The sequence below is a fragment of the Campylobacter taeniopygiae genome, assembly GCF_005406225.1.
GTDB lineage: Bacteria > Campylobacterota > Campylobacteria > Campylobacterales > Campylobacteraceae > Campylobacter_D > Campylobacter_D taeniopygiae.
Genome location: NZ_NXLY01000014.1, coordinates 16,723 through 42,417, shown reverse-complemented (window position 1 = coordinate 42,417; position 25,695 = coordinate 16,723). Strand labels below are relative to the sequence as shown.

Genomic DNA, 25,695 nt, shown 5'->3' with positions numbered 1-25,695 from the left:
AAGTGGTTTGGTATGTACTCCTGTAGATTTAAATGATAGTGCTTTAGTAAGACCTAAAAGACCTAAAGAAAAAAGATTTATTGATGCTTATAAAGAAGGGGTAAAAGATTATGAAGAAGCTAGTAGATTAGATTATAAAGGATATGATCTTTTTCAAAAAGCTATTAAGAATTTAAGTTATGCTTATGAACAAGGTAAAGATTATAAGGCAGGACTTGTTTTAGCAGAACTTGGATATTCAAAAGATTATTTTAGAGCTATTATAGGTAAATTAGATCAAGATGAAAAAAATGAAGCTTTATTGGATAAATTGATTGATGAATTTTTAAAGGCTAATTATAGAAGTATAAGAATCTATAATGAGCTTATAGACAAGTATGACTTAGGAGATGCTTATTGGGGTTTATATGTTTATTCACGTAAAATAGAAGATACAGTATTTGATGATAGATTTTATTTTGCTCAGCTTAAAGACAGTAGTAAAAAACTTTATGAAGATGCTTTTAAGCATGGAGCTTATGGAGCTTTTAGTGCTAAGGCAAATGCTATATATTCTAATCTAATTGCAGGAGAGTATCAACTTTGTTTAGGTATATTAGGTAATAAACAAGCTTTTTATGATGCAGCCATACAGCTTAGTGATTCTGGATTAAAATCAAGAGGCTTTCAAGCTCTTTGGCTTGGAGCACAATTAGGAGATGAAAAGTGTTTAGAAAGATTGTATCGTCCTTTATATGGAATACACGAAAACCCTTTAAAACAACAAATTATCAAAAACTTTGCCAAACATCCTCCCTATGATAAATATGGTATGCTTCCTTTTTTAGATGAGTTAATCTCTACAGAATGGATTATAGATCCAAACGAGTATAATTTTATTTATGATATTGATAATGATGTAGTAACAGCAATGTTAAGAGGAATCGATAAGGGTAAATACAAGGATCCAAGAGATGTGGATTCTACTCCTGAAAGCAGATGGGAATTTGATCAAGAAATAGATGCTTATAAAGAAGGTTCTGCAATAAGTTATAGTTATGATATACCTAATCACTGGAGTGAAACAGATGTAGAAACTTATCTAGAAGAGCTTTATTTGCAAGCCAAACTCGCAGCCTTAACCCCTCCTCAAGGTTATCCTAATGCACCTCGTTATTATTCTCCTGAAAGATTGGAATTTATTTACAAAAAACATAAATTAGATGCTAAGCTTGATCCTAGAATCCCTGCTATATATAGGGCTAACTTCCCCGAAGAACTTAGAGCTAAGATAAGAGCTTATGCTAAAGAACATGGGATTAAAGAGTAAAAAATTACTCAAAATCTTTAATATATTTTTCTAATGCTTTTATGGTAAGATTTTCAAAAAGAATCTTATCTTCTTTAATATTGTTTTGTATGGCAGCTTCAAGATATTTAATAAACATATTTTCCTCCATTTCTTCAAAGATTGGAGTATATAATTCTTTCGCAATCATGCTTAGTGCTAAAATATTGATTAATCTTGTAGATTTAAGTAAAGGTATATTATCAATAATACTTTCAAAATCCTTAATATTGATAGAGGGATAATCTTTTTCCAATTTAGAATTTTGTTGTTTTGTTTTAATATCTTTGAAATTTTTTATTAGGCTTTTCAAGATATTTTCATACTCTAATAAATTTGGATTCTTTTGAGTGATTTCTTTTAAAAAGCTTTTATCTGTTTTTTCTTGTTCGATAAATTTATAATCATTATTTTTTAAAATTTCTTTTAATTCTTCATTTTTATCAAAATTTATACTTGTTTTTCCTCTAGGTTTAATTTCAATTTCATCAAAGTGATTACGTTTTTCAATATTTTCTAAATATTTTTTATTTTCCTTAATATTTTCTTCAATGCTATTTGCATCTACAAATTTAAATTCTAAATTACCGATTCTAAAAATATCACCTATGGTAATTATTATTTCATAGCCATTCGGTATTTTAGAAAAAGATCTATTGTAATAAATATCAGCGTCTTCAAAAGGTGCAATTGTAAAAGACCCCTCTTCATAAGATATTATCGCATGTGTATTTTTGACTTGTTCTAGTTTGTCTTGAACGCGAAAAGCACAATCATCACCGCTTCCTATGGTTCCACCTTTTGATTGAAATATAAATGTTTTAGTACCATTGATGCATTCGTCGTAATTTTCAATAGTAATTCCTAATTCTTCTTTATCTATCATTTTTTATTTACTCCTGTAATATTTTCTACTATTTTAAGATTATTTAAAATATAAACTATGTTATTTACATCATTAGCACCATTAGTCATTGCAAAGTCAAAATATAAGTTTTTATTATTGTTAAATGTAATACTATAGGTGGAATTATTTTTGTTGTCTTTTATAAATTTATACCAAGCCCACTCCCCTTTATATGATTTTGTATAATTTAAATTAGGATTAGAATAGCTATAAGCTGTAAAATCTAAGCTTGTTCCGTTATTAAATTCTTCGGCTATAATTTGCAAAGATTGATTAAGAGTGTGATCATATCGGATATTTTTATCATTATAGCCAAGTTTTATAAAAGAAAAATCCGCACTTAGATCAAGACTTTGAATGGTAAAATTAACTTTTATATTGTCATTGGCATTCAATATAAGGCTTGAGAGATTACCAGCATTGGTAATAAAATCTAAAAATTCTTTAGAAAAATTTATTTTTGAAGCAAATTGAGAATTAATAAAGTAATTATTTTTTCTTTTCACTAAAACATTGTTTAGATATTTTTTGTAGAAACTATTTAATGTTCCATTTTTACCAAAAAATGTTTTAAAATTATCCATGCTAAGATCAGTTGTACTTTCTTCATTAAAGGGATAAAATGGTGCAATATTATTTATAAATGGGTTATAAACCTCATTGATCCAAGCACTATTAAATAATGAAATGCCGTAGTTTTCAATTAATTTCCAAGAATTATCGCAAAGTTGGCTATAATAGCTTTCTAACTCATTAGGTAATTTTTTTGTATTCATTTGAAGTATAATAAAAGGATCATTAGAATCTTTATTATTTCCAAGGGCATATGAAATTTTTTCTTCAGCACTTTGATTATTATTAGAGTTAAAATCTGTAATTTTATTTGCTACATTTGCTACATTTGCATTAATAATATCTAGTATTTTTTCATTATCAGAGCTTTTGCCAACTTCTATATTGCCAACACTTAAAAGTGAATTATTATCTACAAGCTTATGATATTGCATAAAAGAATTACTTATACTGATAAAATTGGATTTAATTTCCCCGGCATTTAAGCCTAAATTATAAGCTTGTGTTAATAAAGCTGCATCATTTAGATTTGTATTAGAACTAACGATTTTTAGTAAAGAATATAAAGGATTTTCTTTTTTTGATAAAATGTCAAGCTCATTAAGCATTGATTCTTTGGTATTGTATTTTACAGGTTTTAATGAAGCAAGCAAATTTTGCCAAGCGTTTTTATATTCGTTTAAATATAATTTTAAAATGCCTATGGTTAAAGTATTTTTATTTTCTTTGAAACTATTATCTAGCATCCAAGATTCTATGTTAATGGCAGTGTCAACTTGTCGATTTAAGTTCTTTAAAAAATCCATCATACCTGATTTTGTATATACTTTATCTATAGAAGTGATTTGGGAATCACTTGAAAATATACTATTTGCAGTAAAACCCAAATCTTCTTTTATAAGATATTTTTCTTTAGGTTTATCACTATTTAAAAAATTAAGAAGAATATAAATTCTTTGAATTCTACTTATGGTTTCAAGTTTTCTCTTTGCTGTATCTATGCTGTTTTCATCTTCTTTAAAAGATTTAAGGTCAAATTGTTTAAGCTCATCTACTCCATCTAGAAAATCATCTTTAGAGATAGAATATTTACTTAAAGTATTCCAATTTTCATTAATCCAAATTTTTAACATTTCTTTATTAAAATATTTTTGCTCAAATAAAGATTTGTACATATATAAAGTTTTGATTAAATTTTCCTTATTTGTATCGGTGAGTAAAATATATTCCATTTCTTTTAATAAAGTATTTTTTAGCACATCCTCATTAAGTTTATAATAAAGTTGTCTAGCTGCAGTGAATCCTTTATATGAAAGATTGAGGTTTAAATATTGCAATATGCTGCCATCTTTCCAAAGTTCAGGATAAGTGTTTAAAATATTTCTTAATTCAATTAAAAAATCAGCTTTTTGTTTAATATCTAAATTTTGGTAATCTTGATTTTTAAAAAGTGATTCTAAAGATTTTAAGGTATTTTGACTTTTTCTAAATTCATCATTATTTTTGTTTATAAAATAGGAAGATATGGTGAAAGTTCCAAAACTTACAATTAAAATTATGACTAAAAAAGATAATTTTTTAGAATAAGATTTTATAGAACTTAAAGAATAATCTGTGAAAATCAAATCTTCAAGCAAAGATTTAACAAAATAGCTTTGTTTATTGTATATAATACTAGATCTTGATAATACTTTTTTACAATTGTATTTATCGCATATTGCATCAAGTAAGAAATTTCTAGGAATATTTTCTTGATAAGCACTGACAAAATAAACCCCTCTAAGATAAGAATTATTTTTAAGTTTATTTTCTTCTTGCATATTTAAAATAAATGTCTTTACTAATGCAAATAGATTATCAAGTTGTTTTAAAAATAAGTAACTTTTATTTTTATTTTCTATATTATGAATGTAGGAATTTTTGCTCATTAAAGAACACAATAATGAATCACTTAATTCCTTAAATTCATCATTTAAATATTCTTCATTTAAAATTTGCCCAAAAGATAATCCTAAAATTTTATTTGAAATTTTTTTATCAAAAATATCAAAATATTCTTTCATGCCTTCAATTAAATCGAGTTTTGAAAAGACTATATAAATAGGTAATTTTAAATTTAAAGTTTTTTCACACTCATTGACTCTTCTTGTTAAATATCTAATGAGATTTTTGGAATATTCTTTAGAATTATTTAAAAAAAGAACAGTGTCAATGACTAAAATAATACCGTTTAGTTTGCTATGAAAAAAGTTTTTATTAAGAAAAACAAGAAATTTTTTCCATATATTTTTTTTAATTAAAAAATCTCTATTTTTATCTATGTCATCTTCAGGAATTTCATCGCTACTTGTAGGCTTAAAAAATTCTTCTTGAGAAAAATAGTTTCCTTCTGTATCTAGCAAAGCACCTTTTTTTGATATATAGAGTGCAAAATTTCTAGTAGATTTGTGAAATTTTTTATAAGATTCTAAACTATCACTAAGTGGATATTCGATATCAGAATAATTAATAAAAGTGCTTTTTCCAGCCCCTTCATTTCCTATAATGATAATTAAGGGTAAATTTTTTGTTTTTAGATCATTTTTCCAAGTTTCTTTGGCGTCTTTAAGTGATAAAAAAAAATTTCTTTTAGCTTTGTAAATAAATTCATCCGCTTCTTTTTTTAGATTTTTAATTTTTAATCTTTTTTCACTTTTTAAAGAGGAGAAAAAGTCCATTATGGGTTTTAATAGAAAAAAAAGAAAGATGATAAACCAAATTATAGAGATGATACCAAATCTTAAAAATGGACTACTAAAAACGTATATATCATTAAAAGCTACCAAAGATCCCCAAAACCAAAATAAAATACTAAATAGAAAAATACAACAAAGCAGAAATACAGTTATAAACAATTTTGATTTTAAAAAATTACATATTTTTTTAAACATCATTTCTTCCTTAAAAAATAAAAACAGATAATTAATATCAATGCTATAAAATATTTTACAATAAAATTTAAATAGATTAACATTAAAATGATACAATTTTAAGTGTTAAAAAAAATTAAAGGAGGTTTTTATGGCTGAACCGGCGTTTATAAAAATTGAAGGCTCTACACAAGGTTTAATTTCAAGTGGTGCATCTACTGAGGCTAGTATTGGAAATAGATATAAATCAGGTCATGAAGATGAAATTATGGCTCAAGAAGTATCTCATATTGTAACCGTACCCGTTGATCAACAAAGCGGACAGCCTTCAGGACAAAGAGTTCATAAACCTTTTTCTTTTACTTGTTCTTTAAATAAGTCTGTACCTTTGTTGTATAATGCGCTTACCAAAGGAGAAAGACTTCCAACAGTGGAAGTTCATTGGTTTAGAACTGCAACAAGTGGTGGATCTGAGCACTTCTTTACTACAAAATTAGAAGATGCAATTATTACAAATATTGAATTGATAATGCCAAATGCACAAGATGCGAGCAATCATGATAAAACAGAACTCTTAAAAGTTTCAATGAGTTATAGAAAAGTAGTTTGGGAACATACTGCTGCTGGAACTAGTGGAAGTGATGACTGGAGAGAAAGCAAAGCTTGATCATAGATATCCTAATCTTAGCTTTATGTAATTTTCTAGATTAGAATAGATTTAAATTTTTACACTCATTTAATTCTAAATGAGTGTAAAATATTAAAAACTCACTTGAATTTACTTTAGAATTATTTAAAAAACAACAAAAATAATCAAACTTTTAAAATATAATCTTGAATATAAATAATATATAGATTTTTAAATGAGATAATGAGGATTCTTAGCAAAAAATAAGTAAATTCTAATGATTTTTTAAAACTTAAATACAAAGAAATTACCATTTTTATGGCATAAATTTTTGTAAAATACATGGTTATTCAGAAGAATAAAAATCAATTTTCAAATTATAAAAAGTCTTTAATTTTAATAGAAATTTATATAAAAAGTCTCAATAAATAAAATTAAGATCTATCTTATTAATGTTAAATTTTCTAATTTTTAAAATTGATTTTCTGTAAAATGTGGGTGTTTATTGAAAAATAAATATTGATATTTCATTATAAAACAGTCAATTTTTTATTTTTATGTATTAAAATATTGATTGTGATGTTTTAATTTGTATTTTTTCTGTTTTAAATTATCACAAGATTATACAATTTCATACTTAAAAAGTATAACATAATATATACTTGTATCATTTTTTTATTCTTCAAAATAGTTAAATTGGTAAAAATATTCAAAAGTATATACCACATCCAAAGCTTTATATATAGCAAGGTAAAAAAATCAAAAGAAATAAAAAACAGAATAAATGGTGCGGTTAGCGAGATTTGAACTCGCACACGCTGAGCGCACCACCCCCTCAAGATGGCGTGTCTACCAGTTCCACCATAACCGCATAGAAGCCCAAATAGGGCTTAATCTTTTAAGATGCAGCAGGAATAAATTTTATAAAAGGGTTTGCATAAAGTGCTATAAGAGCGATAACAAGTGCATAAATTACTTGCGCTTCAATCATAGCTAAAGCAATAAACATTGTAGTCATTAGTTTTCCTGCAAGTCCAGGGTTTCTAGCTGTTCCTGCTATAGTTGCCGCAGCTGTACTTCCCATACCAATAGCACCACCAAGAGCCGCAACACCCAATCCTAAACCGGCAGCTAAAACAGAAAAAGCTTTAATCCATGTATTCATAGCTTCTTGTTCTACCAAATTATTTGTTTCAGCTGCAAAAGCTACCGCTGCAAAAGCTAAAAGTAGAAAAAATATTTTTTTCATAATAAAATACCTTTATCCTAAATAAAAATTTATTTCAAATCTTTAAGATTAAATACTTTCGGCTTGCGTATCCCTACTTGATACCTATGTTAAAGATTTAAAATTAATTCCGAAATGCTATCATGTTTTATCTTTATTTTTATTGAAATAATTATTAATTTTTATATTCTTTCATAAAAGATTAAAACTTTTTTTGCTTTAATAAGCGTTTTAAAATATATTTTAAGGTTGTATTTTGAGTTCTAAATTTTCAAAAATAGGTTTTATTTTAGCCGTTGCAGGTTCGGCTGTAGGTTTGGGAAATGCATGGAAATTTCCAACTCTTGTAGGACAAAGCGGAGGATCTGCATTTATTTTGCTTTATATTATTTTAACTTTAGGGGTTGGTTTTGTTATTTTTTTAGCTGAATTGAGTATTGGTAAAATCAGCGAAAAAGATCCTGTTAATGCTTATAAGAAATTAGCACCTAAATATAAAAAAGCTTGGTCTTTTGTAGGTTTTACTATGATAGGATCGATTTTAATTGTCTCTTTTTATGCTTTAGTGATCGGATGGGTGGTAAAATATGCATATTTAAGTGTGATTGGACAATTACCAAATAGTTTAGAGCTAAGCAAAATTGAATTCGAAAATCTTACAGCGCATGATTTTTTAAGTCAATTTGTTTGTTTTACTTTAGTATTTTTTGTTATTTTTTATATTGTTTCCAAAGGGATTAAAAACGGCATTGAAAGATTAAATGTATGGATGATGCCTTCTTTGTTTATTTTATTAATTTTAATGCTTATTTATGCGATGAGTAAAGATGGGTTTGTATTGGCTTTAAAATTCCTTTTTATTCCTGATTTTCATAAAATCAATATTTCAAATACTCTTGAAGCTTTAGGACTTGCCTTTTTTAGCTTATCTTTAGGAGTTGGAACTATCATCACTTATTCTGCAAGTTTGCCAGATCGGACTAATTTTATTACAAGCACTTTAAATATTATTTTTATCAATCTTTTAGCAGGTCTTTTAATGGGTCTTGTTGTTTTTACCTTTATTTTTGAATTTGGATATGATCCAAATCAACAAGGTCCAGGTTTTGTTTTCGTTTCCTTAGCTACCTTGTTTGAAAAACTTGGTTTGGTTGGCCATATTTTTGGAGCAGCCTTTTTTATTTCTTTGGTGTTTGCAGGTATTACTTCAGCAGTTTCTATGATAGAACCTTCAGCTTTTTATCTGATCAATACCTTTAAAATGAGTCGCAAAAAAGCTTTGGTTTTAATAGGTATTTTTGTATATATTTTAGGTATTTTATGTATTTTATCTTCTTTGGATACTACGCAGTTTAAAATTTTAGGAATGAGCTTTTTTGAGTTATTAGATAGCTTTTCTAGTAAGATTATTATGCCATTGGGTGGAATTTTAATTGCAATTTTCGTTGGCTTTGTGATCAAAAGAGAAACTTTAGAAATTTTATTTAAACCTTATATGCGGGGTATATTTTTTAAAATTTGGTATATTTTTGTAAGATTTATATCTCCTTTAGCAGTTTTTGTAGTTTTAATAACAAAACTTATAGGATTTTATATAAAATTTTAATCCAAATTGGGCAAATTTTGCCCAATTAAAAATTTTTTCTCCAGTTTCTTTTGCTTGATTTTTATATTAAATAATTTTTTATTTGATTATTGTTTATTATGCATGAAATGTTATTATTTTCTTTGTATAATACTTTGATATTAATGCTAAGGAAAGAGCATGGCCAAAAAATTTATAGATGTGATGGATACGAGTTTTAGAGACGGCTTTCAATCGGTTTATGGGGCCAGAATTTCAACAAAGGATTTTTTACCTGCCTTAGAGGCCGCAAAAGAGGCAGGAATTAATCATTTTGAATTTGGCGGAGGAGCTAGATTTCAAAGTTTATATTTTTATCTTAATGAAAATGCCTTTGATATGATGGATAAATTTCGTTCAGTTGTTGGCGAAAGTGCTAATTTGCAAACCTTAGCAAGAGGAGTTAATACTGTTGCTTTAGATACTGGAAGTAGGGAACTTGTGGAATTGCATGCAAAGCTTTTTGCAAAACACGGAACAACAACTATTCGAAATTTTGATGCTTTAAATGATGTTAACAATCTTAAATTTAGCGCAGAATGCATTGTTAAATATGGATTAAAACATGAAATTTGCATTACTTTAATGGATTTACCTCCGCAATGTCACGGAGCTCATGATGTGCTTTTTTATGAGAAGATTTTAAAAGAAATTTTACTTTCAGAAATACCTTTTCATAGCATTTGCTTTAAAGACGCAAGCGGAACTTCAAATCCTAATAAAATCTATGAAACCATTAAGATGGCAAAAAGAATTTTACCTTCAAATACCCATGTAAGACTTCATACTCATGAAACAGCCGGAGTGAGTGTGGCTTGTTATTTGGCAGCTTTAGAAGCAGGTGCTGATGGTATTGATTTAGCTGCAGCTCCTGTTAGCGGAGGCACTTCACAACCTGATATCTTAACTATGATACATGCACTTAAAGGAAAAGATTATGATTTGGGTGGTTTAGATGAGGAGAAAATTTTAAAATATGAAGAAATTTTAAAAGATTGTCTTAAAGATTATTTTTTACCTCCTGAGGCAGGTAAAGTTAGTCCTTTAATTCCTTTTTCGCCTATGCCGGGTGGGGCGTTAACTGCTAATACGCAAATGATGAGAGATAATAATATCTTAGATCGTTTTCCAGAGGTGATTAAAGCAATGCGTGAAGTTGTTGAAAAAGGTGGATTTGGAACATCGGTTACTCCGGTCTCGCAATTTTATTTTCAACAAGCTTTTAATAATGTCATGTTTGGTCCTTGGAAAAAAATTGCCAAAGGATACGGTAAAATGGTTCTTGGTTATTTTGGAAAAACACCGGTTAAACCTGATGATGAAATTGTAAAACTTGCAGCAGAACAACTTAAACTAGAGCCAACAAAAGAATTAGCAATTGATTTAGCAGACAAAGATGAAACAAAAAGAATATTTTATATTAAAAACTTACTAGAAAAAGAAAATATTGAAGTAAATGATGAAAATATTTTTATCGTAGCAACATGCAAAGAAAAAGGGATAAGCTTTTTAAAAGGAGAGGCTAAAATCAATATACGCAAAAATGATTCAGCAACGCTTAAACAAAATGTAGATGAAAATCATTTTACAGTAAAGGTTAATGGAAATAAATACTTTGTTGAAGTGAGCTCTGGGTTTGATGACAAAGTTAAAATTAAAAGCATGGAAAAGGTACAAAATAATATTGAAAACATTAATCCCTCTGAAGGAATTCAAGCTCCAATTTCAGGTGCGCTTTTTAAGATTTATATTGATGAGAATTCAGAGGTTAAGAGTGGTCAGGTTGTGGCTATTTTAGAAGCTATGAAAATGGAAATAGAAGTTAGTGCGCCAAAAGACGGAGTGATTGAAAAGGTAAATATCAAAGTAGGCGATAGTGTTAGCGAAAGTCAAATCATCGCGACTTATAAAAACAATTAAAGGATAAAAAATGAACAAAATAGAAAATTTGGGTTTGAAAAATACGGGAAAAATTTATCATAATTTAAGTTATGAAGAATTGTTTGAACATGAAAATATCAATCAAGAGGGGCAATGTACTCAAAGTGGTGCTTTTAGTGTTGATACGGGTATTTTTACTGGCAGAAGTCCAAAAGATAAATATTTTGTTAAACAAGAGCCTTCAAGTAAATATATAGCTTGGGGTAAGGTAAATCAAGCAATAACTAAAGATTTGTTTGACAAACTTTTAAATAAGGCTAAAAATCAACTCAATGGAAAAGATATTTATGTGCAGGATGTTTTTTGCGGAGCTTCTTTAAAAAGCCGTAAAGCTGTAAGATTTGTAACCGAAGTGGCTTGGCAAGCCCATTTTGTAAAAAATATGTTTATTGAGCCTAATCAAGAGGAATTAGAAAATTTTAATCCCGAATTTATTGTTTATAATGCTTGTAAATGTAGTAATGATGAGTTTAAAAAAGATGGGTTAAATTCTGAAGTTTTTGTTTTATTTAATATAGAGGAAAATATCGCTGTTATTGGCGGAACTTGGTATGGTGGAGAAATGAAAAAAGGTATTTTTTCCATGATGAATTATTGGCTACCTCTTGAAAATAAACTTTCAATGCATTGTAGTGCTAATGTTGGAGAAAAAGGAGATGTAGCTTTATTTTTTGGATTAAGTGGAACTGGAAAAACAACTTTATCAACCGATCCTCATAGAAAATTAATCGGAGATGATGAGCATGGATGGGATGATGAGGGTGTGTTTAATTTTGAAGGAGGTTGTTATGCTAAAACTATTAATCTTGACCCTAAAAATGAACCAGAAATCTATGCAGCTATTAAAAGAAATGCACTTTTAGAAAATGTGGTTTTAAAGGAAGATAAGAGTGTTGATTATAGTGATGCAACTAAGACTGAAAATACAAGAGTGTCTTACCCAATAAATCATATTAAAAATCATGAACCAACTTTAAAAGCAGGACATCCTAAAAATATCATTTTTCTAAGTGCGGATGCTTTTGGAGTTTTACCTCCTATTAGTAAATTAAGCAAAGAGCAAGCAATGTATTATTTCTTAAGCGGATATACTGCAAAGGTGGCTGGAACAGAGCGTGGAGTTACGGAACCTCAGGCTACATTTTCAGCTTGTTTTGGTGAGCCTTTTATGCCGCTTCATCCTACTGTCTATGCGAGATTATTAGGAGAAAAAATTGATCAACATGGAGCGAATGTTTTTCTAGTCAATACTGGTTGGACTGGCGGAAGTTATGGGGTAGGGCAAAGAATGAGTATTAAAGCTACTCGATCTTGTATTAATGCGATTTTAGATGGAAGTATTAATGATTGTGAATTTGAAAATTTTGAAGTATTTAATTTGGCTATCCCTAAAAAAATCACAGGAGTTGAAAGTTTGCTTTTAAATCCTATTAATACTTGGAAAGATAAAGAAGAATACTGTTTAAAAAGAAACGAACTTGCAAAAATGTTTATAGAAAATTTTAAACGTTATGAAGATGCAAAAGAAGGTTTGGAATTTAGCAAATTTGGTCCAAAAATTTAATGTTTAGATGAAAATCTAAACATTAAACCTAAAATGCATCACATCTCCATCATTTACAATATAATCTTTTCCTTCAAGTCTTAATTTACCAGCTTCTTTTGCTTTTGTTTCTCCGCCGTATTCTATATAATCTTGATAAGAAATTACTTCAGCTTTTATAAAGCCTTTTTCAAAATCATTATGGATAACACTTGCCGCTTTTGGAGCCTTCCATCCTTTTTTTATAGTCCAAGAACGTACTTCTACAACTCCGGCTGTAAAATAGCTAATGAGTCCAAGTTTAGAAAAAGCTGTGCGTATAATTTGATCAAGTCCGCTTTCACTAACACCTAAAGAATTTAAGAATTCATGACTTTCTTCATCGTTTAAGCTAACTAATTCTTCTTCGATTTTTGCACAAAGCTTTATAACTTCATGATTATTTTTTTTTGCGTATTCTTTTAAAGCCTTTACATATTGATTATCTTCACTAATTCCTTCTTCATCAACATTGGCTCCATAAATGACTTCTTTTGCAGAAAGCAATCTTAATTCTTTGATTAAATTTTTATAGGATTCATTTTCTCTATCTGGATAGGAACTAGCTGGTAAGCCTTTATCAAGATGTTCCAGTAATAAAGTGGCAAATTCTAAATTTTCTTTAGCACCTTTTTGATTTGATTTAGCTTCTTTGGTAAGTTTTTCTATTTTTTTATTGAGTTGTTCAATATCTGCTAAAATAAGCTCGGTATTGATAATTTCTATGTCCCTTATAGGATCTACTTTGCCTTCAACATGGGTTATATTTTCTTCATCAAAACAACGCACTATATGTAAAATCATTTCGGTTTCGCGTATATTAGAAAGAAATTTATTTCCTAAGCCCTCTCCTTTACTAGCTCCTTTTACAAGTCCTGCTATATCTACAAATTCAATTAAAGAATGCATAATTCTTTCAGGATTTACAATTTTTGCAAGTTCATTAAGCCTAGCATCTGGAACTTCTACCATTGCTTTATTAGGTTCTATTGTACAAAAAGGATAATTAGCACTTTGGGCATTTTGTGCTTTGGTTAAAGCATTGAAAGTTGTTGATTTTCCAACATTTGGAAGTCCTACTATCCCAACTGAAAGACTCATTTATTTTTCCTTAAAAGATGAATTAAAAAATTAACACACATTCTAACACCAGCACCGCTAGCACCAAAATTTGAATATCCCCAATTTTTTTCCACATAAGCAGGTCCTGCTATATCAAGATGGAGCCATTTATCTTTGTATTCTTGTCGTATAAATTTATCCAAGAAAAGTCCTGCCGTTATCGCACCGCCATAACGGCTTGATGCAACATTGCAAACATCAGCGATGTTGGATTTAATCAGATCTTTAAGATAGGGATTAAAATGTAAAATTGTTGCGTATTCTCCGCTTTTTTTAGAGCTTTGATAAAATTCATTTTGTAAATCTTCATTATTACCCATGATACCGCTAGTAAATTCTCCAAGACCCACCACACATGCACCTGTTAGGGTAGCCATGTCAATTAAAAGATCGGGTTTTAGATCTTGTGCATATGAAAGACAATCAGCTAACACCAAACGACCTTCTGCATCAGTGTTTCTTACTTCTATGCTGACTCCTTCTCGAGAAATTAACACATCATCTGGTTTATAAGCATTTCCACCTATCATGTTTTCTGTCGCACCTAGAATACAATGAATTTCCAAATCCAAATTGAGTTCTGATACAGCTTTAATAATTCCCATTGCAGCAGCAGCACCGCTTTTATCAGCTTTCATTGTTACCATATAATCAGAAGGCTTTAAGCTTAAACCACCACTATCATAAGTAAGACCTTTTCCTACAAAGACAACTCTTTTTTTAGAATTTTTAGCTTTATAGCTTAAGTGAATTAAGCGAGGAGGAAGACTTGAAGCTTTATTTACAGCTAAAAAAGCATTCATCTTTTCTTTCATAAGAAATTTTTCATCGTAAATTTTACAAGAGATATTTTTATGATCTTTGGCTAATTTTTGTGCATCTTCAGCCATTTTTAAAGGTGTATAAATTTCAGGAATTTCATTGACTATATCTTTTGCAAAATTAGTAGCGTGAGCTAAAATTTGCCCCCGTTCTAAACCTATCTTAGCTTCATTTAAATCAAATTTTTTTCCATTTAATTCTTGGCTTGAGATAATAATTTTTTCAAGCGTACTTGTTTGTTTTTCCTTTTTATATTTATTAAAATTATAAGCTCCAAACAACATGCCTTCCGCTAAAGAGCAAAAACTTCTTACGGTGCAGTCTCCAATAATACTAGGTAATTTAATACTTTTAATATTTAATTTTTCTAAATTTTTATAAATATTAAAAAAGCACAGTCTGATATCTTCATAAGATAAACCTTTTAATTCTATAAAAAGCTTATAATTTCTTGTATCCAATAGGGCACCTTCGCCTTTGAAATTATTTAATTTGAAAAATTTTTTTTCTTCGTTATATGGTTTTAAATTTTTATCTTGAATAAAAATAACTTCAAAATCTGCTTTAATAGAGTTGAGTTTTTTATCTTCAAAAATAAATTGCATTATTTTTTTCTCCTTTCTCTTAATATCGCTTTTTCTATGCGTTTGAAAATAAAAATCATTCCTGATAAAAAGGCAATGACAATAATGACAGCAAGATACCAATATTCTTTAATCCATTCTTTTGACCAGTGAAGAAAGGTTTGAATTAGGCTGCCAAAATACCATGCTAAAAGTATAGTGATACTAGCCCAAACCCACGCACTTAAGAGATTTATAAGAGCAAATTTTTTACTATTGTATCTAGTTATACCAATACTCATAGGAATAATTGTTCTAAATCCATACATATAGCGTTGTATGAAAATAATAGGCCAACCAAAACGTTGCAAAAGAAGGTGTGCTACGGCAAATTTTCTTCTTTGAGATCGAAGTTTCTTTTGAATATATTTTTTATTATATCTTCCAATATAAAAATAAATTTGATCGCCAACAAATCCTCCAAGTCCTGCTACAAAAATAGCCAAAGCCACATTCATTTTTCCATCGTGTGCTGCAATTCCAGCTAAAATAAGTCCAATTTCTCCTTCTAAAATACTCCAGCAAAAAAGTATTAGATAGCCCCAAGTTTCAACATGTTTATCCCATATTTTTATAATAAAATTTTCTAAAGAAAAATCGTTTTTAGTAAAGTTATAAATAACATAAATCGCAATAGCGATTAAAATTGCAAAAGCAAATATTTTAAGCCATTTTTTCATTTTTTTCCTTAAAAATCTAATACACTATAGGCTGCGCAATATTTTTCTAATTTTTTCATTCCGCCTAAGTCTTTTAAGTTGATTAAAAAGCAAGATTCTATACACTTGCCGCCCGCTTGTTTTATTAGCTCCAAAGAGGCAATAGCCGTACCTCCAGTAGCAATTAAATCATCCATAAGTAAAACTTTTGCATTTTTTATATCCCTAAAAGCATCTTGATGAATTTGTATTTTATCTGTACCATATTCTAATTCATACTCGCAAGTAAAAACAGATGACGGGAGTTTGTTGGGTTTTCTAATTGGCACAAAAGGTAGATTGAGTTTTGCACAAAGCATTGCTGCAAAGATAAAACCACGACTTTCAGTTCCAGCTATGAAATCTAATTCCATACTTTTATAACGTTCGCTTAAATGATCGAGTAAAAAAGATAAGACTTTTTTATTATTTAATAAAGTAGTGATATCTCTAAAAATAATTCCCTCTTTTGGAAAATTTGGAACAACTCGTATGCTTTCGGATAAAAATTTTTTTTCTTCTTTTGTAAGTTTTTTCATAATAACGCCTCAATTTTTGCTTCTAGTTCTTTGATTCTTTGTCTTAATTTATCATTTTCTAAACGATATTGAGAGTTTCTCGTCCTTAAAGAGCTTAAGTCAGTTTTGATTTTGTTTAATTCTTCTGTTAAAATATCTATATTTCCCAAGCTACGTTGAAGTTGAACCTGAAGTTTTCTAATGATAATCTCTGTATCATCGAGATTAGTTTTTATAAAATCTTTAGAATTTTTTTCTTTGCTTAATAAGGTTTTATAATAAAGTAGCATTACAACAAGATAAAGTGTTGCACATATGAGAATAGTTAAAACAAACCAATTTGCAAACATTGTTAATTTACCTCGATTTTTTGAATTCTTCTTAAATGTCTGTCTCCATCAAATGGAGTTTGAATAAAATTTTCTACTATATTAATAGCCATTTCTAATCCGATTAATCTCCCACCTAAAGCCAATACATTTGCATCATTATGTTGTCTAGATAATTTTGCACTTAAACCTTCGTGACACAAAGCACAACGAATATTTTTATGTCTATTAGCGGCTATGGAAATACCAATACCTGTTCCACAAATTAAGATTCCAAAGCAGTTTGAGTCTATTTTAGAAGCTAATAAATGTGCAAAGTCTGGATAATCACAACTTTGAGCATTATTTGTTCCTAGATCTTCAAAGCTTATATTTTTTTCTTTAAGATAGGTGCAGATTTTTTGTTTAAGATCAAAACCGGCATGATCACTAGCGATATAAATTTTTTCTTTAAGCATAACACAAACCCGAAACTTTAGTAATATTTTATAATATGTGCTAATAATATTAGCATAATAAAATATAAAAATAGCTTTTTAAAATAAATTCTTAGACTAAGTTTTTATTTTCTTTGAATATGCTAAAATTATAAAATAAATTTTTTAATCAATTTATAACATATTAAAATTTTTAAGGAAATAGATGAAGCTTATACTTATAGGATCTTCTACAGGTGGTCCTAATCAATTAAAGTTTCTTTTAAATGATGTAGATATAAAAAATACGGCTGTGGTTATAGCACAGCACATGAGTGCTAGTTTTATCCCATCGTTTGTGAATCAATTTGATAAAGAAGCTTTAAGCAAGGTGGCTCCTTTAAATGATAAGGAAGTTTTGGCAAATAAAATTTATATTTGTCAAAAAAATACTACCCTATCGGGAAATTTAAATCTTATAGCAAATTGGAAAGATGTTACTACAAGTTTTAAACCAAGTGTTGATTTATTATTTCACTCTGCAATTCCTTTGGTTAAGACAAATAAAATTCTTGCGATTATTTTAACCGGAATGGGCGATGATGGAGCTAAGGGTTTATTTGAGTTATATAAGGTTGGGGTAAAATGTTTGTGTGAAAATCAAACAGATAGCGTTGTTTATGGTATGCCTAAAAAAGCAAAAGATATGAATCCAAATTTAAGACCTATGAGCTTAAAAGAAATTAAACAAGAAATTATAAATTTTATAGAATAGGGGTGGTTTTTGACTATGGAAGAAAAAATTAATCCTACGGAATTAGAATTAAACGAGTTTATTCAAATCATCAATGAAATTAGCGGTATAGATTTGAATGAAAAAAGAAATATCTTAGCTTTAAAACTATCTAAATTTGTTTCAGGAACTCAGGCAAAAAGTTTTGCTGAATTTTTAAGCAAGCTTAAAATCAATAGGCAACTCAAGCAAGATACCTTAGATTTTGTTACCATAGGTGAAACTTATTTTTTAAGAGAGTTAGCACAACTTAGAGAAATTATTTTTTATGTAAAAAGCCTTGAAAAGCATGTTAATATTTTAAGTGCGCCTTGCTCTAGCGGAGAAGAAGTTTATTCTATGGCGATATTAGCAGCTCAAAATTTTATAAAAGATTTATCCATTACAGGAATTGATATCAATTCAAATGTTATTGAAAAAGCAAAAATGGGTCAATATCAAGGAAGAACATTACATCGTTTAAGCGAGAGTGAAAAGAGACGGTTTTTCACTAACGATAATCAAGAAATTTTTACCATCAATAAACATGAATTATGCAGATGTAATTTTGAGCTTTGTAATGTTTTTGAGGATAAATTTTTAAGATTGAATAAATTTGATATTATAGTTTCAAGAAATATGATAATTTATTTTGATTATGATTCAAAAATTAAGCTTATGGAGCGTTTTCATAGAATTTTGTCAGATAGAGGGAGATTGTATATTGGAAATGCAGATTTAGTTCCAGAAAATGTTTTTTTTAAGAAAGTTTTTTCATCGCATGGAACTTATTATGAAAAAATCTAAAATTAATTTTTAGAATTTTAAAAATAAAAATATAGTTTTTCTAGTTTATATTAGGATTTTTTAACGTTTGTTTTATTAAAATCAATTTCTTGATTATTATTAAAAATATTAAGGTTATTTTATGAGAGGTTATAAAATTTTTTCAGGTTCAGCGAATGTAGAATTTGCAAGGCAAATTTCAAAATATCTTTCCTTACCTTTAAGTGATGCGGGTATTAAGCGTTTTAGTGATGGCGAAATTAGTGTGCAAATTGATGAAAGCGTTCGAGGAAAAGATGTTTTTATAATACAAAGCACTTGCGTTCCAACAAATGACAATCTTATGGAGCTTTTGATTTTAACTGATGCGCTAAAACGCTCAAGTGCAAATTCTATTACAGCTATTGTTCCATATTTTGGTTATGCAAGACAGGATAGAAAAGCTAATCCTAGAGTTCCTATTACTGCTAAATTGGTTGCAAATTTAATTCAAACTGCAGGAATTAACCGTGTGGCAACTATAGACTTGCATGCGGGGCAAATTCAAGGTTTTTTTGACATTCCAGTGGATAATCTTTATGGAAGTATAGTCTTTAATGATTATATTAAAAGCAAAAATTTTAAAAATGCTATCATTGCAAGTCCTGATATTGGTGGTATTGCTAGAGCAAGAAGCGTGGCTAAACACTTAGGTCTTGATATTGTTATAGTGGATAAAAGAAGAGAAAGAGCCAATGAAAGCGAAGTGATGAATATCATCGGTGATGTAAAAGACAAAGAAGTTGTTTTAGTAGATGATATTATAGATACTGCTGGAACTATTGTAAAGGCAGCAGAAGTTTTAAAAGATAAAGGGGCAAAATCAGTAATGGCTTGCTGCACTCACGCGGTTTTAAGTGGCCCTGCTTATGATAGAATCGAAAATGGTGTTTTAGATGAACTTGTGGTAACCGATACTATTCCTTTAAGAAAAGAACTTCCAAATATTAAAGTTTTAAGTGTAGCTCCAATTTTTGCTGAAGTGATACGTCGAGTTTATCATAATGAGAGTGTGAATTCTTTATTTCTTTAAAAATTTTCCTATAGATTTAAATCTATAGGTTTTTCTACAAAACTACTCTCTAAATTTTATAAAAATATTTTTCATCTCCTTGATAATTTAAAAGAAATTAATATCTTATTTATTATAATTTATTTTTCATTTTAAAAAGGAGTTAGAGTGTTGAAAAAAATTTTATGGTTTTTCGTTGCCTTATTGGGTGGCGCTTGTTTTTGCTATTTGGCTTTGCAAAATGGCGAAAAAGTTTCAGCTATCTATTTGGTTGTTTCAGCCGTCTGTATTTATATGATAGGATATAGACTTTATGGACGTTTTATTGCTTTTAAGGTTGTTGGGCTTGATAAAAATCGAGCTACTCCAGCTAAAATAGAAAACGATGGACAAAATTTTGTTCCAACAAATAAAATTGTTTTATTTAGCCATCAATTTGCCGCCATTGCTGGAGCCGGACCTTTAGTAGGGCCTGTTTTAGCGGCTCAAATGGGTTATTTGCCTTCTATGATTTGGATTTTAGTTGGTGGGGTTTTAGCTGGAGCTGTGCATGATTTCTTAGTTCTTTTTATTTCTATGCGTAGAAAAGGACGCAGCCTTGGAGAAATGATCAAGGATGAAATGGGAGGATTTACTGGCGGCGTTGCTATGCTTGCTATTTTTGGAATTATGATTATTATCATTGCTATTTTGGCTATGGTGGTTGTAAAATCTTTGGCTAATTCTCCTTGGGGATTATTTACTATAGCAATGACTATTCCTATAGCAATATTTATGGGAATTTATATGCGTTTTATTCGCCCAGGAAGAGTAGGAGAAGCTTCGATTATTGGATTTATTTTATTACTTCTTTCTATCCATTACGGACATGATGTATCTCTTAATCCAACTTTAGCACATTTTTTTACTTTCGATCAACCTACATTAGCATTTATGATTATGGGTTATGGTTTTATTTCTTCATTATTGCCAGTTTGGTTTTTCTTAGCGCCAAGAGATTATCTTGCGACTTTTTTAAAAATGGGTGTTATTGTTGTAATGGCTTTGGCAATTTTATTTGTTGCACCTGATTTTTTAATGCCAAAAATTAATTATCAATACCTTGATGGAACTGGTCCTGTTTTTGCGGGTTCTATTTTTCCATTTTTATTTATAACTATAGCGTGTGGAGCTATAAGTGGTTTTCACGCTTTAATTTCAAGTGGTACAAGTCCAAAAATGCTAGAAAATGAAGAACATGCTTTATTTGTAGGATATGGTGCTATGCTTGCTGAAAGTGGCGTGGCTATCATGGCTTTAATTTGTGCTTGTATTTTGCATCCTGGAATTTATTTTGCTGTTAATTCTTCTTCTGCTTTAATTGGTACTGATTTAGCCCATGCGGCTAAGGTAATTAGTGAATGGGGATTTTTAGTGACTCCAGAAGAAATTACACAGCTAACTAAGGATATAGGTGAGCAAACTATATTATCAAGAACAGGTGGAGCTCCAACATTTGCATTAGGAGTAACTTTAATCTTACATAAAATTTTTGGTGGCGTTGAATTTATGGGATTTTGGTACCATTTTGCGATTTTATTTGAAGCTTTATTTATTTTAACAGCTGTTGATGCGGGAACTAGAACTTCTAAATTTATGATTCAAGATATATTGGGCAATGTTTATAAACCTTTAGGAAATATACATAATGTTTGGGCTGGTTTATTAGCTACTATTATCAGTGTTTCTTGCTGGGGATATTTCTTGTATCAAGGGGCTATTGATCCTAATGGAGGAATTTATACCTTATGGCCACTTTTTGGAGTAAGCAATCAAATGTTAGCTGGTATGTCCTTGCTTTTAGTGAGTGCCATTCTTGCGAAAATGGGTAAAAAGAAATTCCTTTGGGTTACTTTAGCTCCAGCAATTTTTGTATTAATTGCTACTCTTTATGGAGGTATCCAAAAGATATTGCCTTATGAAGAAGGAGCAAAAATTCAAAATACCGTTAGTCATATCGCTACAGCTCAAATGAATAAAAAAGCTATTGAAAAATTGGAAAATGAAATCGCATCAATTAAGTCTCAAAAGCAACAATCAAGTCAAGAAGATCAAATAAAATTTGAAAAACAAATACAAGAAAAAGAACAGCAAATTTCTAATTTATCTCATTCTTGGTTTGGAAATGTTTTAGATGCAGTTTTATGTATATTCTTTATGCTTACAACTTTGCTTGTTATCATTTCTTGTATAGGAATTTGTATAGGAAAAATCAAAATTCCATTAAAAGAAAGTCCTTATGTTGATCTTAACTCTCTAAATGTTAAGCAAGTTTAAAAAAATTTATGAAAAAACTGAAAGGTTTTTTCATCCTTTGGTAGGACTTTCAAGTTATGATAAATATTTGGAGCATATGGAAAAATCGCATCCAGAAAAAACTCCCAAAACAAGAGGGGAGTTTTTTAAGGATTGCTTAGAAAAAAAGTATAATAGCGGTGGTTTAAATAAATGCTGATAATCTCTAAGGATAAAGTCTTTATCTTACAAATTAGGCATTTAAAAAGCCATGAATTCTTTTTAGTTCTTCACTTATAGGTTTTTTATTTCCTCGTCTATCAACGCTTACATAAGTAACAGTAGCAGAAGTGACATTTACACATATAGTTGAGCCAAATTCATCCACTCTTTGTGCGATAACTTCAACTTCAACGCGTATTGAAGTTGTTCCAACTTTTACTACTTTTGCATAACAAGAGATTATATCTCCAACAAATACAGGTTGCTTAAAAACAACTTGCTCCATAGAAATGGTTACAACTCTTTCAGGAGAAAGTTCTCTTGCTGCTATTACACCTGCTGTATCAATTTGTGATAAGATCCAACCGCCAAAAATATTACCTGCTGAGTTTGTGTCTTTAGGCATGGCAACGATTTTAAGTTTTGGTTCGCCCATATCTTTCATTTTTTACTCCTTATTTTAAATAATAAATTATAATTCAAGAAAGTAAAGAAAGGAAACTAAAAAAAATGAATAATTTTAAAGAAGTAGCAAAACTCGTAAAAAAACGTAAGGAAAACATCAATATTTTTTATGAACTTTTGGATTCGGATTCATGGGATGGATATTTTGAACATTTGCTTAATCTTAGTGAATTAAAAAAGGAAAAAAGTACTTTTGTGGCTATTCTTAGACGATTAGTTGATTTAAAAGAAGAAAATTTAGTTCAAGAATGGAAGAAAAATTTTTTTAAAGAGGAAAAAATTACAGAATTAAAACATAAATTTTATGAAGAAATTAGAAAATTTTATGAAAAAGAACATCAAGAACTTATTGATGAAATTGTGAGTAGAAAATTATTAAGTGAATTCTATGAAATTTTAATTCAAGGAATTCATGAAATAGGAGTGATTATAAATTCTTATGAAATTTCTTGGACTAAAGAAATTATAGAAAAAAATAATAAAATTTTGGCATCGCAATTTCAAAATCTTGATGATGCTATTAATTTTTTACATAAAAATAAATTATATCAAATCACTCCTCAAGGAGAAATTTGCGAAAGAAGTTATGGGGTGCTTGTAAGAATAGGAAATTTATGGAAATTTGTTCCTTATGCAAGATTTTTTGAAAATGAAACATTAAAGCTTGAATTTGCTTTTGAAAAAATGATAGAAAGGTTAAAAAATGTTGCCAAAAAAGAGGATGAGTTAGCTTATGTGGAGTATTTTGAAAAATTAAAAAATGCTTTTTGTCAAAAAGATGAAGATAAAATTATTGGATCATGGCAAGAAGCAGAACTTGCTTGGATGAAGGTTAAGTCACCTTTGCAGGTTGGGCATCCTTTGGAGTATTATGAAGATCACTACACACATGCCGTTGCTTTGGAATGGGATATAAGATTAGAAGATGAAAGTAATTTTGATGCTTTAAAATTCAGTAATGAAATCAAGCAAAGTTTTATAAAAGTATATGAAAATATAAATATTGAAGATGAAAAATTAAAAAAAGAAGTGCTTAATAATATAGACAAAACACAGCTTTATGTTTGTATACCTATGATTTTTTATGGAGCTGAGCTTAAAGGTTTATTTTCAGCACAGGTTGTTCCTAATGATGAATTTGTAAGTAATATAGCAGGAAAGAAAATTTTTGCATTTTTAAATTTTGTCTATGAAAATACTTTGAGTAAACCTTTTATGAAAATTTCAAGTGAGGTTTTTGAGAAGGATTTTTTAGACTATGGTAGGGAAATTCTTTTTTTTAAAGAAGATATTTGGAAGCGTGTTTATGAAATTTCAACCATAGGTCATGAATTCGGTCATATCTTTTTTATTGCTAGTGATAGCGAGAAAAAGATGAATCAAAGCGGTTTTTTTAAAAATATAGAAGAATATAAAGCAACAACAGGAGGGTTGATAAATTTCTTCCTTCATGAAGATAAAGAGCTTAGATTGCCGGTTTTTCATGAGCTTATCAAAAGAGCAATTTCTCTTATCGCTTGGCAAAAAGTTGATGAGGTACAACCTTATTATACTGAAGGTTTGATACATCTTTCTTTGCTTTTTAAAAGTGGAGTTTTAAAATTTGAAGATAGATTAAAAATTAATTTTAATTTGGAATTTTATGAAAAATTTAAATTGCTTGTTTTGCAAACCTATCATGATTTGGCTAAACATTATACTTTGAAACTGGATGCAAAAGAATTTTTAAATCGTTTTTGTTTAATTGAGGATAAAGTTTTTATGCCTATAGAAGAAGAGTGTAAAGAATTTGTAAAATATTATTATAAACTTTATGAAAAAATCGGCAATGAAATTGATAATAGTGGCGAATTTGAGCTTTATAAAGCCAAAAAAAGCAAAAAAAATGAAAAAAAGTATTTTAATGCTTGATATTGTTTGTTTAATATGCTAGAATTAAGTGTTTTAATAAATAAAAAAAGGAGCTTTTATGACTAAAGCAGATTTTATTTCTCAAGTTGCTCAAACTGCTGGGCTAACAAAAAAAGATGCTACAGCTGCTACTGATGCAGTTATTGCTACAATTACTGATATATTGGCAAAAGGTGATAGCATTAGTTTTATAGGTTTTGGTACTTTTTCAACAGCTGAAAGAGCTGCTAGAGAAGCTAGAGTTCCAAGCACTGGAAAAACTATTAAAGTTCCTGCAACTAAAGTTGCTAAATTTAAAGTAGGTAAAAACCTTAAAGAAGCTGTTGCCAAAGCTAGCGGCAAAAAAAAGAAGTAAAATAAAGGCTAGATTTTCTAGCCTTTCTTAAATTTTTATTCTTTTCTATCTTTTTAAATCAAAATCAAAATGAAATATACTTTTGTTATTATCTAGCAATTCTGCTCTAAATCGCATAGTATGCATCGAGCAAGAAGAAAGTATGAATTGACTTTCATAGTCTGTTTTATTGATTTTATAAATTTTTGGCTTGATTTCCCCCATAAACATATTTAATCCATAAATTTTCAATTCTAAATTTTCATATGTTCCAAGATTTTTAATGAGTAATTTTGTATTTTGCAAAGATTTAATAGGTTTAGGATTTAAAGAAATAATTATTTGTTTATCTTTAAGCTTATAAGCACAATCATTAACATTTAAATCACAATTTAAAGATTTTAAACTATTAATATGAGGTTCTTTTTTTGAAATATTTTGATTAAGAATAAAGTAAAATACTAAAAGTATTAAGGCAAAAAATATAATAGAAAATAATTTTTTCATGAGAATGCATCCTAAAAATTAAAATAAAATATTTTTTTGAATTATAATTTAAAAAATTAAATATATTTATTATTTTTAAAAAAATATCTGGTTTGTATTTTTGACAATTATTATTTTTTAAGAAAA

23 protein-coding genes and 1 tRNA gene are annotated in these 25,695 nt (G+C 28.7%); 12 read left to right on the top strand and 12 right to left on the bottom strand.

The annotated features are described in order from the left end of the window. Window positions 1–1,309, top strand: a 1,309-nt coding sequence (locus CQA75_RS07305) for a hypothetical protein (RefSeq protein WP_137624358.1), incomplete at its 5' end; no start/stop codon positions are given. A 4-nt stretch (window positions 1,310–1,313) separates the two neighbouring features. Here CQA75_RS07305 and CQA75_RS07300 read toward each other — a convergent pair. Then, window positions 1,314–2,213 (bottom strand): FHA domain-containing protein, encoded by a 900-nt coding sequence (locus CQA75_RS07300; RefSeq protein ID WP_137624357.1) that lies wholly within the window; start codon window positions 2,211–2,213, stop codon window positions 1,314–1,316. Continuing rightward, window positions 2,210–5,737, bottom strand: coding sequence for a type VI secretion system membrane subunit TssM (gene tssM / locus CQA75_RS07295; protein WP_137624356.1), 3,528 nt, complete (start codon window positions 5,735–5,737; stop codon window positions 2,210–2,212). The genes CQA75_RS07300 and tssM overlap by 4 nt, the downstream gene beginning before the upstream one ends. Window positions 5,738–5,867: 130 nt before the next feature. Here tssM and CQA75_RS07290 point away from each other — a divergent pair, with 130 nt between their 5' ends. Further along, the gene (locus CQA75_RS07290) at window positions 5,868–6,383 is read left to right on the top strand and encodes an Hcp family type VI secretion system effector (protein ID WP_137624355.1); all 516 of its coding nucleotides are present in this window, start codon (window positions 5,868–5,870) and stop codon (window positions 6,381–6,383) included. A gap of 746 nt (window positions 6,384–7,129) precedes the next feature. On the opposite strand, the gene CQA75_RS07285 is transcribed toward CQA75_RS07290, so the two are convergent. Further along, a tRNA-Leu gene (locus CQA75_RS07285) sits at window positions 7,130–7,215 on the bottom strand. 27 nt (window positions 7,216–7,242) lie between these two features. Next, on the bottom strand, window positions 7,243–7,593 hold the full coding sequence (locus tag CQA75_RS07280; RefSeq protein WP_137624354.1) for a F0F1 ATP synthase subunit C: 351 nt from the start codon (window positions 7,591–7,593) through the stop codon (window positions 7,243–7,245). A gap of 235 nt (window positions 7,594–7,828) precedes the next feature. Here CQA75_RS07280 and CQA75_RS07275 point away from each other — a divergent pair, with 235 nt between their 5' ends. The 3 genes from CQA75_RS07275 (at window position 7,829) to pckA (ending at window position 12,701) form a co-directional block, all read left to right on the top strand. Then, a complete protein-coding gene (locus CQA75_RS07275) occupies window positions 7,829–9,178 on the top strand; it encodes a sodium-dependent transporter (RefSeq protein ID WP_137624353.1) in 1,350 nt (449 codons plus the stop codon). Window positions 9,179–9,337: 159 nt separating this feature from the next. Further along, window positions 9,338–11,116, top strand: a complete 1,779-nt coding sequence (locus CQA75_RS07270) for a biotin/lipoyl-containing protein (RefSeq protein ID WP_137624352.1) — start codon at window positions 9,338–9,340, stop codon at window positions 11,114–11,116. Between the two features lie 10 nt (window positions 11,117–11,126). Next, window positions 11,127–12,701 carry a phosphoenolpyruvate carboxykinase (ATP) gene (gene pckA, locus CQA75_RS07265; protein WP_137624351.1) on the top strand — a complete coding sequence of 525 codons (1,575 nt, stop codon included), beginning with the start codon at window positions 11,127–11,129 and terminating at the stop codon, window positions 12,699–12,701. Window positions 12,702–12,716: 15 nt separating this feature from the next. Here pckA and ychF read toward each other — a convergent pair whose 3' ends face one another. The 6 genes from ychF to rpiB are packed head-to-tail and all read right to left on the bottom strand — an operon-like array spanning window position 12,717 to window position 17,289. Further along, the gene (ychF, locus tag CQA75_RS07260; protein ID WP_137624350.1) at window positions 12,717–13,820 is read right to left on the bottom strand and encodes a redox-regulated ATPase YchF; all 1,104 of its coding nucleotides are present in this window, start codon (window positions 13,818–13,820) and stop codon (window positions 12,717–12,719) included. Continuing rightward, a complete protein-coding gene (locus tag CQA75_RS07255; RefSeq protein ID WP_137624349.1) occupies window positions 13,817–15,268 on the bottom strand; it encodes a leucyl aminopeptidase in 1,452 nt (483 codons plus the stop codon). The genes ychF and CQA75_RS07255 overlap by 4 nt, the downstream gene beginning before the upstream one ends. Further along, window positions 15,268–15,966 (bottom strand): DedA family protein, encoded by a 699-nt coding sequence (locus CQA75_RS07250; protein ID WP_137624348.1) that lies wholly within the window; start codon window positions 15,964–15,966, stop codon window positions 15,268–15,270. The genes CQA75_RS07255 and CQA75_RS07250 overlap by 1 nt, the downstream gene beginning before the upstream one ends. A gap of 8 nt (window positions 15,967–15,974) precedes the next feature. Next, a complete protein-coding gene (gene apt, locus CQA75_RS07245) occupies window positions 15,975–16,523 on the bottom strand; it encodes an adenine phosphoribosyltransferase (protein WP_137624347.1) in 549 nt (182 codons plus the stop codon). Then, window positions 16,520–16,852 carry a hypothetical protein gene (locus tag CQA75_RS07240; RefSeq protein WP_137624346.1) on the bottom strand — a complete coding sequence of 111 codons (333 nt, stop codon included), beginning with the start codon at window positions 16,850–16,852 and terminating at the stop codon, window positions 16,520–16,522. The genes apt and CQA75_RS07240 overlap by 4 nt, the downstream gene beginning before the upstream one ends. Before the next feature lie 2 nt (window positions 16,853–16,854). Next, window positions 16,855–17,289 carry a ribose 5-phosphate isomerase B gene (rpiB, locus tag CQA75_RS07235; RefSeq protein ID WP_137624345.1) on the bottom strand — a complete coding sequence of 145 codons (435 nt, stop codon included), beginning with the start codon at window positions 17,287–17,289 and terminating at the stop codon, window positions 16,855–16,857. Window positions 17,290–17,473: 184 nt separating this feature from the next. Here rpiB and CQA75_RS07230 point away from each other — a divergent pair, with 184 nt between their 5' ends. The 5 genes from CQA75_RS07230 (at window position 17,474) to kcuS (ending at window position 22,350) form a co-directional block, all read left to right on the top strand. Further along, window positions 17,474–18,022, top strand: coding sequence for a CheB methylesterase domain-containing protein (locus tag CQA75_RS07230; protein WP_137624344.1), 549 nt, complete (start codon window positions 17,474–17,476; stop codon window positions 18,020–18,022). Between the two features lie 15 nt (window positions 18,023–18,037). Further along, window positions 18,038–18,826 carry a CheR family methyltransferase gene (locus tag CQA75_RS07225; protein ID WP_137624343.1) on the top strand — a complete coding sequence of 263 codons (789 nt, stop codon included), beginning with the start codon at window positions 18,038–18,040 and terminating at the stop codon, window positions 18,824–18,826. Window positions 18,827–18,947: 121 nt separating this feature from the next. Next, the gene (locus tag CQA75_RS07220; protein WP_137624342.1) at window positions 18,948–19,877 is read left to right on the top strand and encodes a ribose-phosphate pyrophosphokinase; all 930 of its coding nucleotides are present in this window, start codon (window positions 18,948–18,950) and stop codon (window positions 19,875–19,877) included. Window positions 19,878–20,024: 147 nt separating this feature from the next. Further along, the gene (locus tag CQA75_RS07215; protein ID WP_246023786.1) at window positions 20,025–22,172 is read left to right on the top strand and encodes a carbon starvation CstA family protein; all 2,148 of its coding nucleotides are present in this window, start codon (window positions 20,025–20,027) and stop codon (window positions 22,170–22,172) included. Further along, window positions 22,156–22,350, top strand: a complete 195-nt coding sequence (gene kcuS, locus CQA75_RS07210) for a KCU-star family selenoprotein (protein WP_137624341.1) — start codon at window positions 22,156–22,158, stop codon at window positions 22,348–22,350. Before CQA75_RS07215 ends, kcuS begins: the two co-directional genes overlap by 17 nt. A gap of 33 nt (window positions 22,351–22,383) precedes the next feature. On the opposite strand, the gene CQA75_RS07205 is transcribed toward kcuS, so the two are convergent. Then, window positions 22,384–22,797: an acyl-CoA thioesterase gene (locus tag CQA75_RS07205; protein WP_137624340.1), complete on the bottom strand. Its 414-nt coding sequence runs from the start codon at window positions 22,795–22,797 to the stop codon at window positions 22,384–22,386. 65 nt (window positions 22,798–22,862) lie between these two features. Here CQA75_RS07205 and ciaB point away from each other — a divergent pair, with 65 nt between their 5' ends. Together ciaB and CQA75_RS07195 are read left to right on the top strand one after the other, a co-directional pair. Then, the gene (gene ciaB, locus CQA75_RS07200) at window positions 22,863–24,728 is read left to right on the top strand and encodes an invasion protein CiaB (protein WP_137624339.1); all 1,866 of its coding nucleotides are present in this window, start codon (window positions 22,863–22,865) and stop codon (window positions 24,726–24,728) included. Between the two features lie 58 nt (window positions 24,729–24,786). After that, window positions 24,787–25,083, top strand: a complete 297-nt coding sequence (locus CQA75_RS07195; protein WP_137624338.1) for an HU family DNA-binding protein — start codon at window positions 24,787–24,789, stop codon at window positions 25,081–25,083. Window positions 25,084–25,128: 45 nt separating this feature from the next. Here the strand turns inward: CQA75_RS07195 and CQA75_RS07190 are convergent, their stop codons facing one another. Then, complete coding sequence (locus CQA75_RS07190; protein WP_137624337.1) at window positions 25,129–25,569, bottom strand: hypothetical protein; 441 nt, start codon at window positions 25,567–25,569, stop codon at window positions 25,129–25,131. Window positions 25,570–25,695 lie beyond the last annotated feature (126 nt).

What these genes read in the sequence shown, in the direction of transcription:
- CQA75_RS07205 (WP_137624340.1), bottom strand. Translation starts at nt 22,797, where the DNA reads ATGAAAGATATGGGCGAACCAAAACTTAAAATCGTTGCCATGCCTAAA.
- CQA75_RS07300 (WP_137624357.1), bottom strand. Translation starts at nt 2,213, where the DNA reads ATGATAGATAAAGAAGAATTAGGAATTACTATTGAAAATTACGACGAA.
- CQA75_RS07255 (WP_137624349.1), bottom strand. Translation starts at nt 15,268, where the DNA reads ATGCAATTTATTTTTGAAGATAAAAAACTCAACTCTATTAAAGCAGAT.
- CQA75_RS07230 (WP_137624344.1), top strand. Translation starts at nt 17,474, where the DNA reads ATGAAGCTTATACTTATAGGATCTTCTACAGGTGGTCCTAATCAATTA.
- CQA75_RS07225 (WP_137624343.1), top strand. Translation starts at nt 18,038, where the DNA reads ATGGAAGAAAAAATTAATCCTACGGAATTAGAATTAAACGAGTTTATT.
- CQA75_RS07290 (WP_137624355.1), top strand. Translation starts at nt 5,868, where the DNA reads ATGGCTGAACCGGCGTTTATAAAAATTGAAGGCTCTACACAAGGTTTA.
- pckA (WP_137624351.1), top strand. Translation starts at nt 11,127, where the DNA reads ATGAACAAAATAGAAAATTTGGGTTTGAAAAATACGGGAAAAATTTAT.
- ciaB (WP_137624339.1), top strand. Translation starts at nt 22,863, where the DNA reads ATGAATAATTTTAAAGAAGTAGCAAAACTCGTAAAAAAACGTAAGGAA.
- CQA75_RS07220 (WP_137624342.1), top strand. Translation starts at nt 18,948, where the DNA reads ATGAGAGGTTATAAAATTTTTTCAGGTTCAGCGAATGTAGAATTTGCA.
- CQA75_RS07190 (WP_137624337.1), bottom strand. Translation starts at nt 25,569, where the DNA reads ATGAAAAAATTATTTTCTATTATATTTTTTGCCTTAATACTTTTAGTA.
- CQA75_RS07195 (WP_137624338.1), top strand. Translation starts at nt 24,787, where the DNA reads ATGACTAAAGCAGATTTTATTTCTCAAGTTGCTCAAACTGCTGGGCTA.
- ychF (WP_137624350.1), bottom strand. Translation starts at nt 13,820, where the DNA reads ATGAGTCTTTCAGTTGGGATAGTAGGACTTCCAAATGTTGGAAAATCA.
- rpiB (WP_137624345.1), bottom strand. Translation starts at nt 17,289, where the DNA reads ATGCTTAAAGAAAAAATTTATATCGCTAGTGATCATGCCGGTTTTGAT.
- CQA75_RS07270 (WP_137624352.1), top strand. Translation starts at nt 9,338, where the DNA reads ATGGCCAAAAAATTTATAGATGTGATGGATACGAGTTTTAGAGACGGC.
- CQA75_RS07240 (WP_137624346.1), bottom strand. Translation starts at nt 16,852, where the DNA reads ATGTTTGCAAATTGGTTTGTTTTAACTATTCTCATATGTGCAACACTT.
- CQA75_RS07250 (WP_137624348.1), bottom strand. Translation starts at nt 15,966, where the DNA reads ATGAAAAAATGGCTTAAAATATTTGCTTTTGCAATTTTAATCGCTATT.
- tssM (WP_137624356.1), bottom strand. Translation starts at nt 5,737, where the DNA reads ATGTTTAAAAAAATATGTAATTTTTTAAAATCAAAATTGTTTATAACT.
- apt (WP_137624347.1), bottom strand. Translation starts at nt 16,523, where the DNA reads ATGAAAAAACTTACAAAAGAAGAAAAAAAATTTTTATCCGAAAGCATA.
- CQA75_RS07280 (WP_137624354.1), bottom strand. Translation starts at nt 7,593, where the DNA reads ATGAAAAAAATATTTTTTCTACTTTTAGCTTTTGCAGCGGTAGCTTTT.
- kcuS (WP_137624341.1), top strand. Translation starts at nt 22,156, where the DNA reads ATGTTAAGCAAGTTTAAAAAAATTTATGAAAAAACTGAAAGGTTTTTT.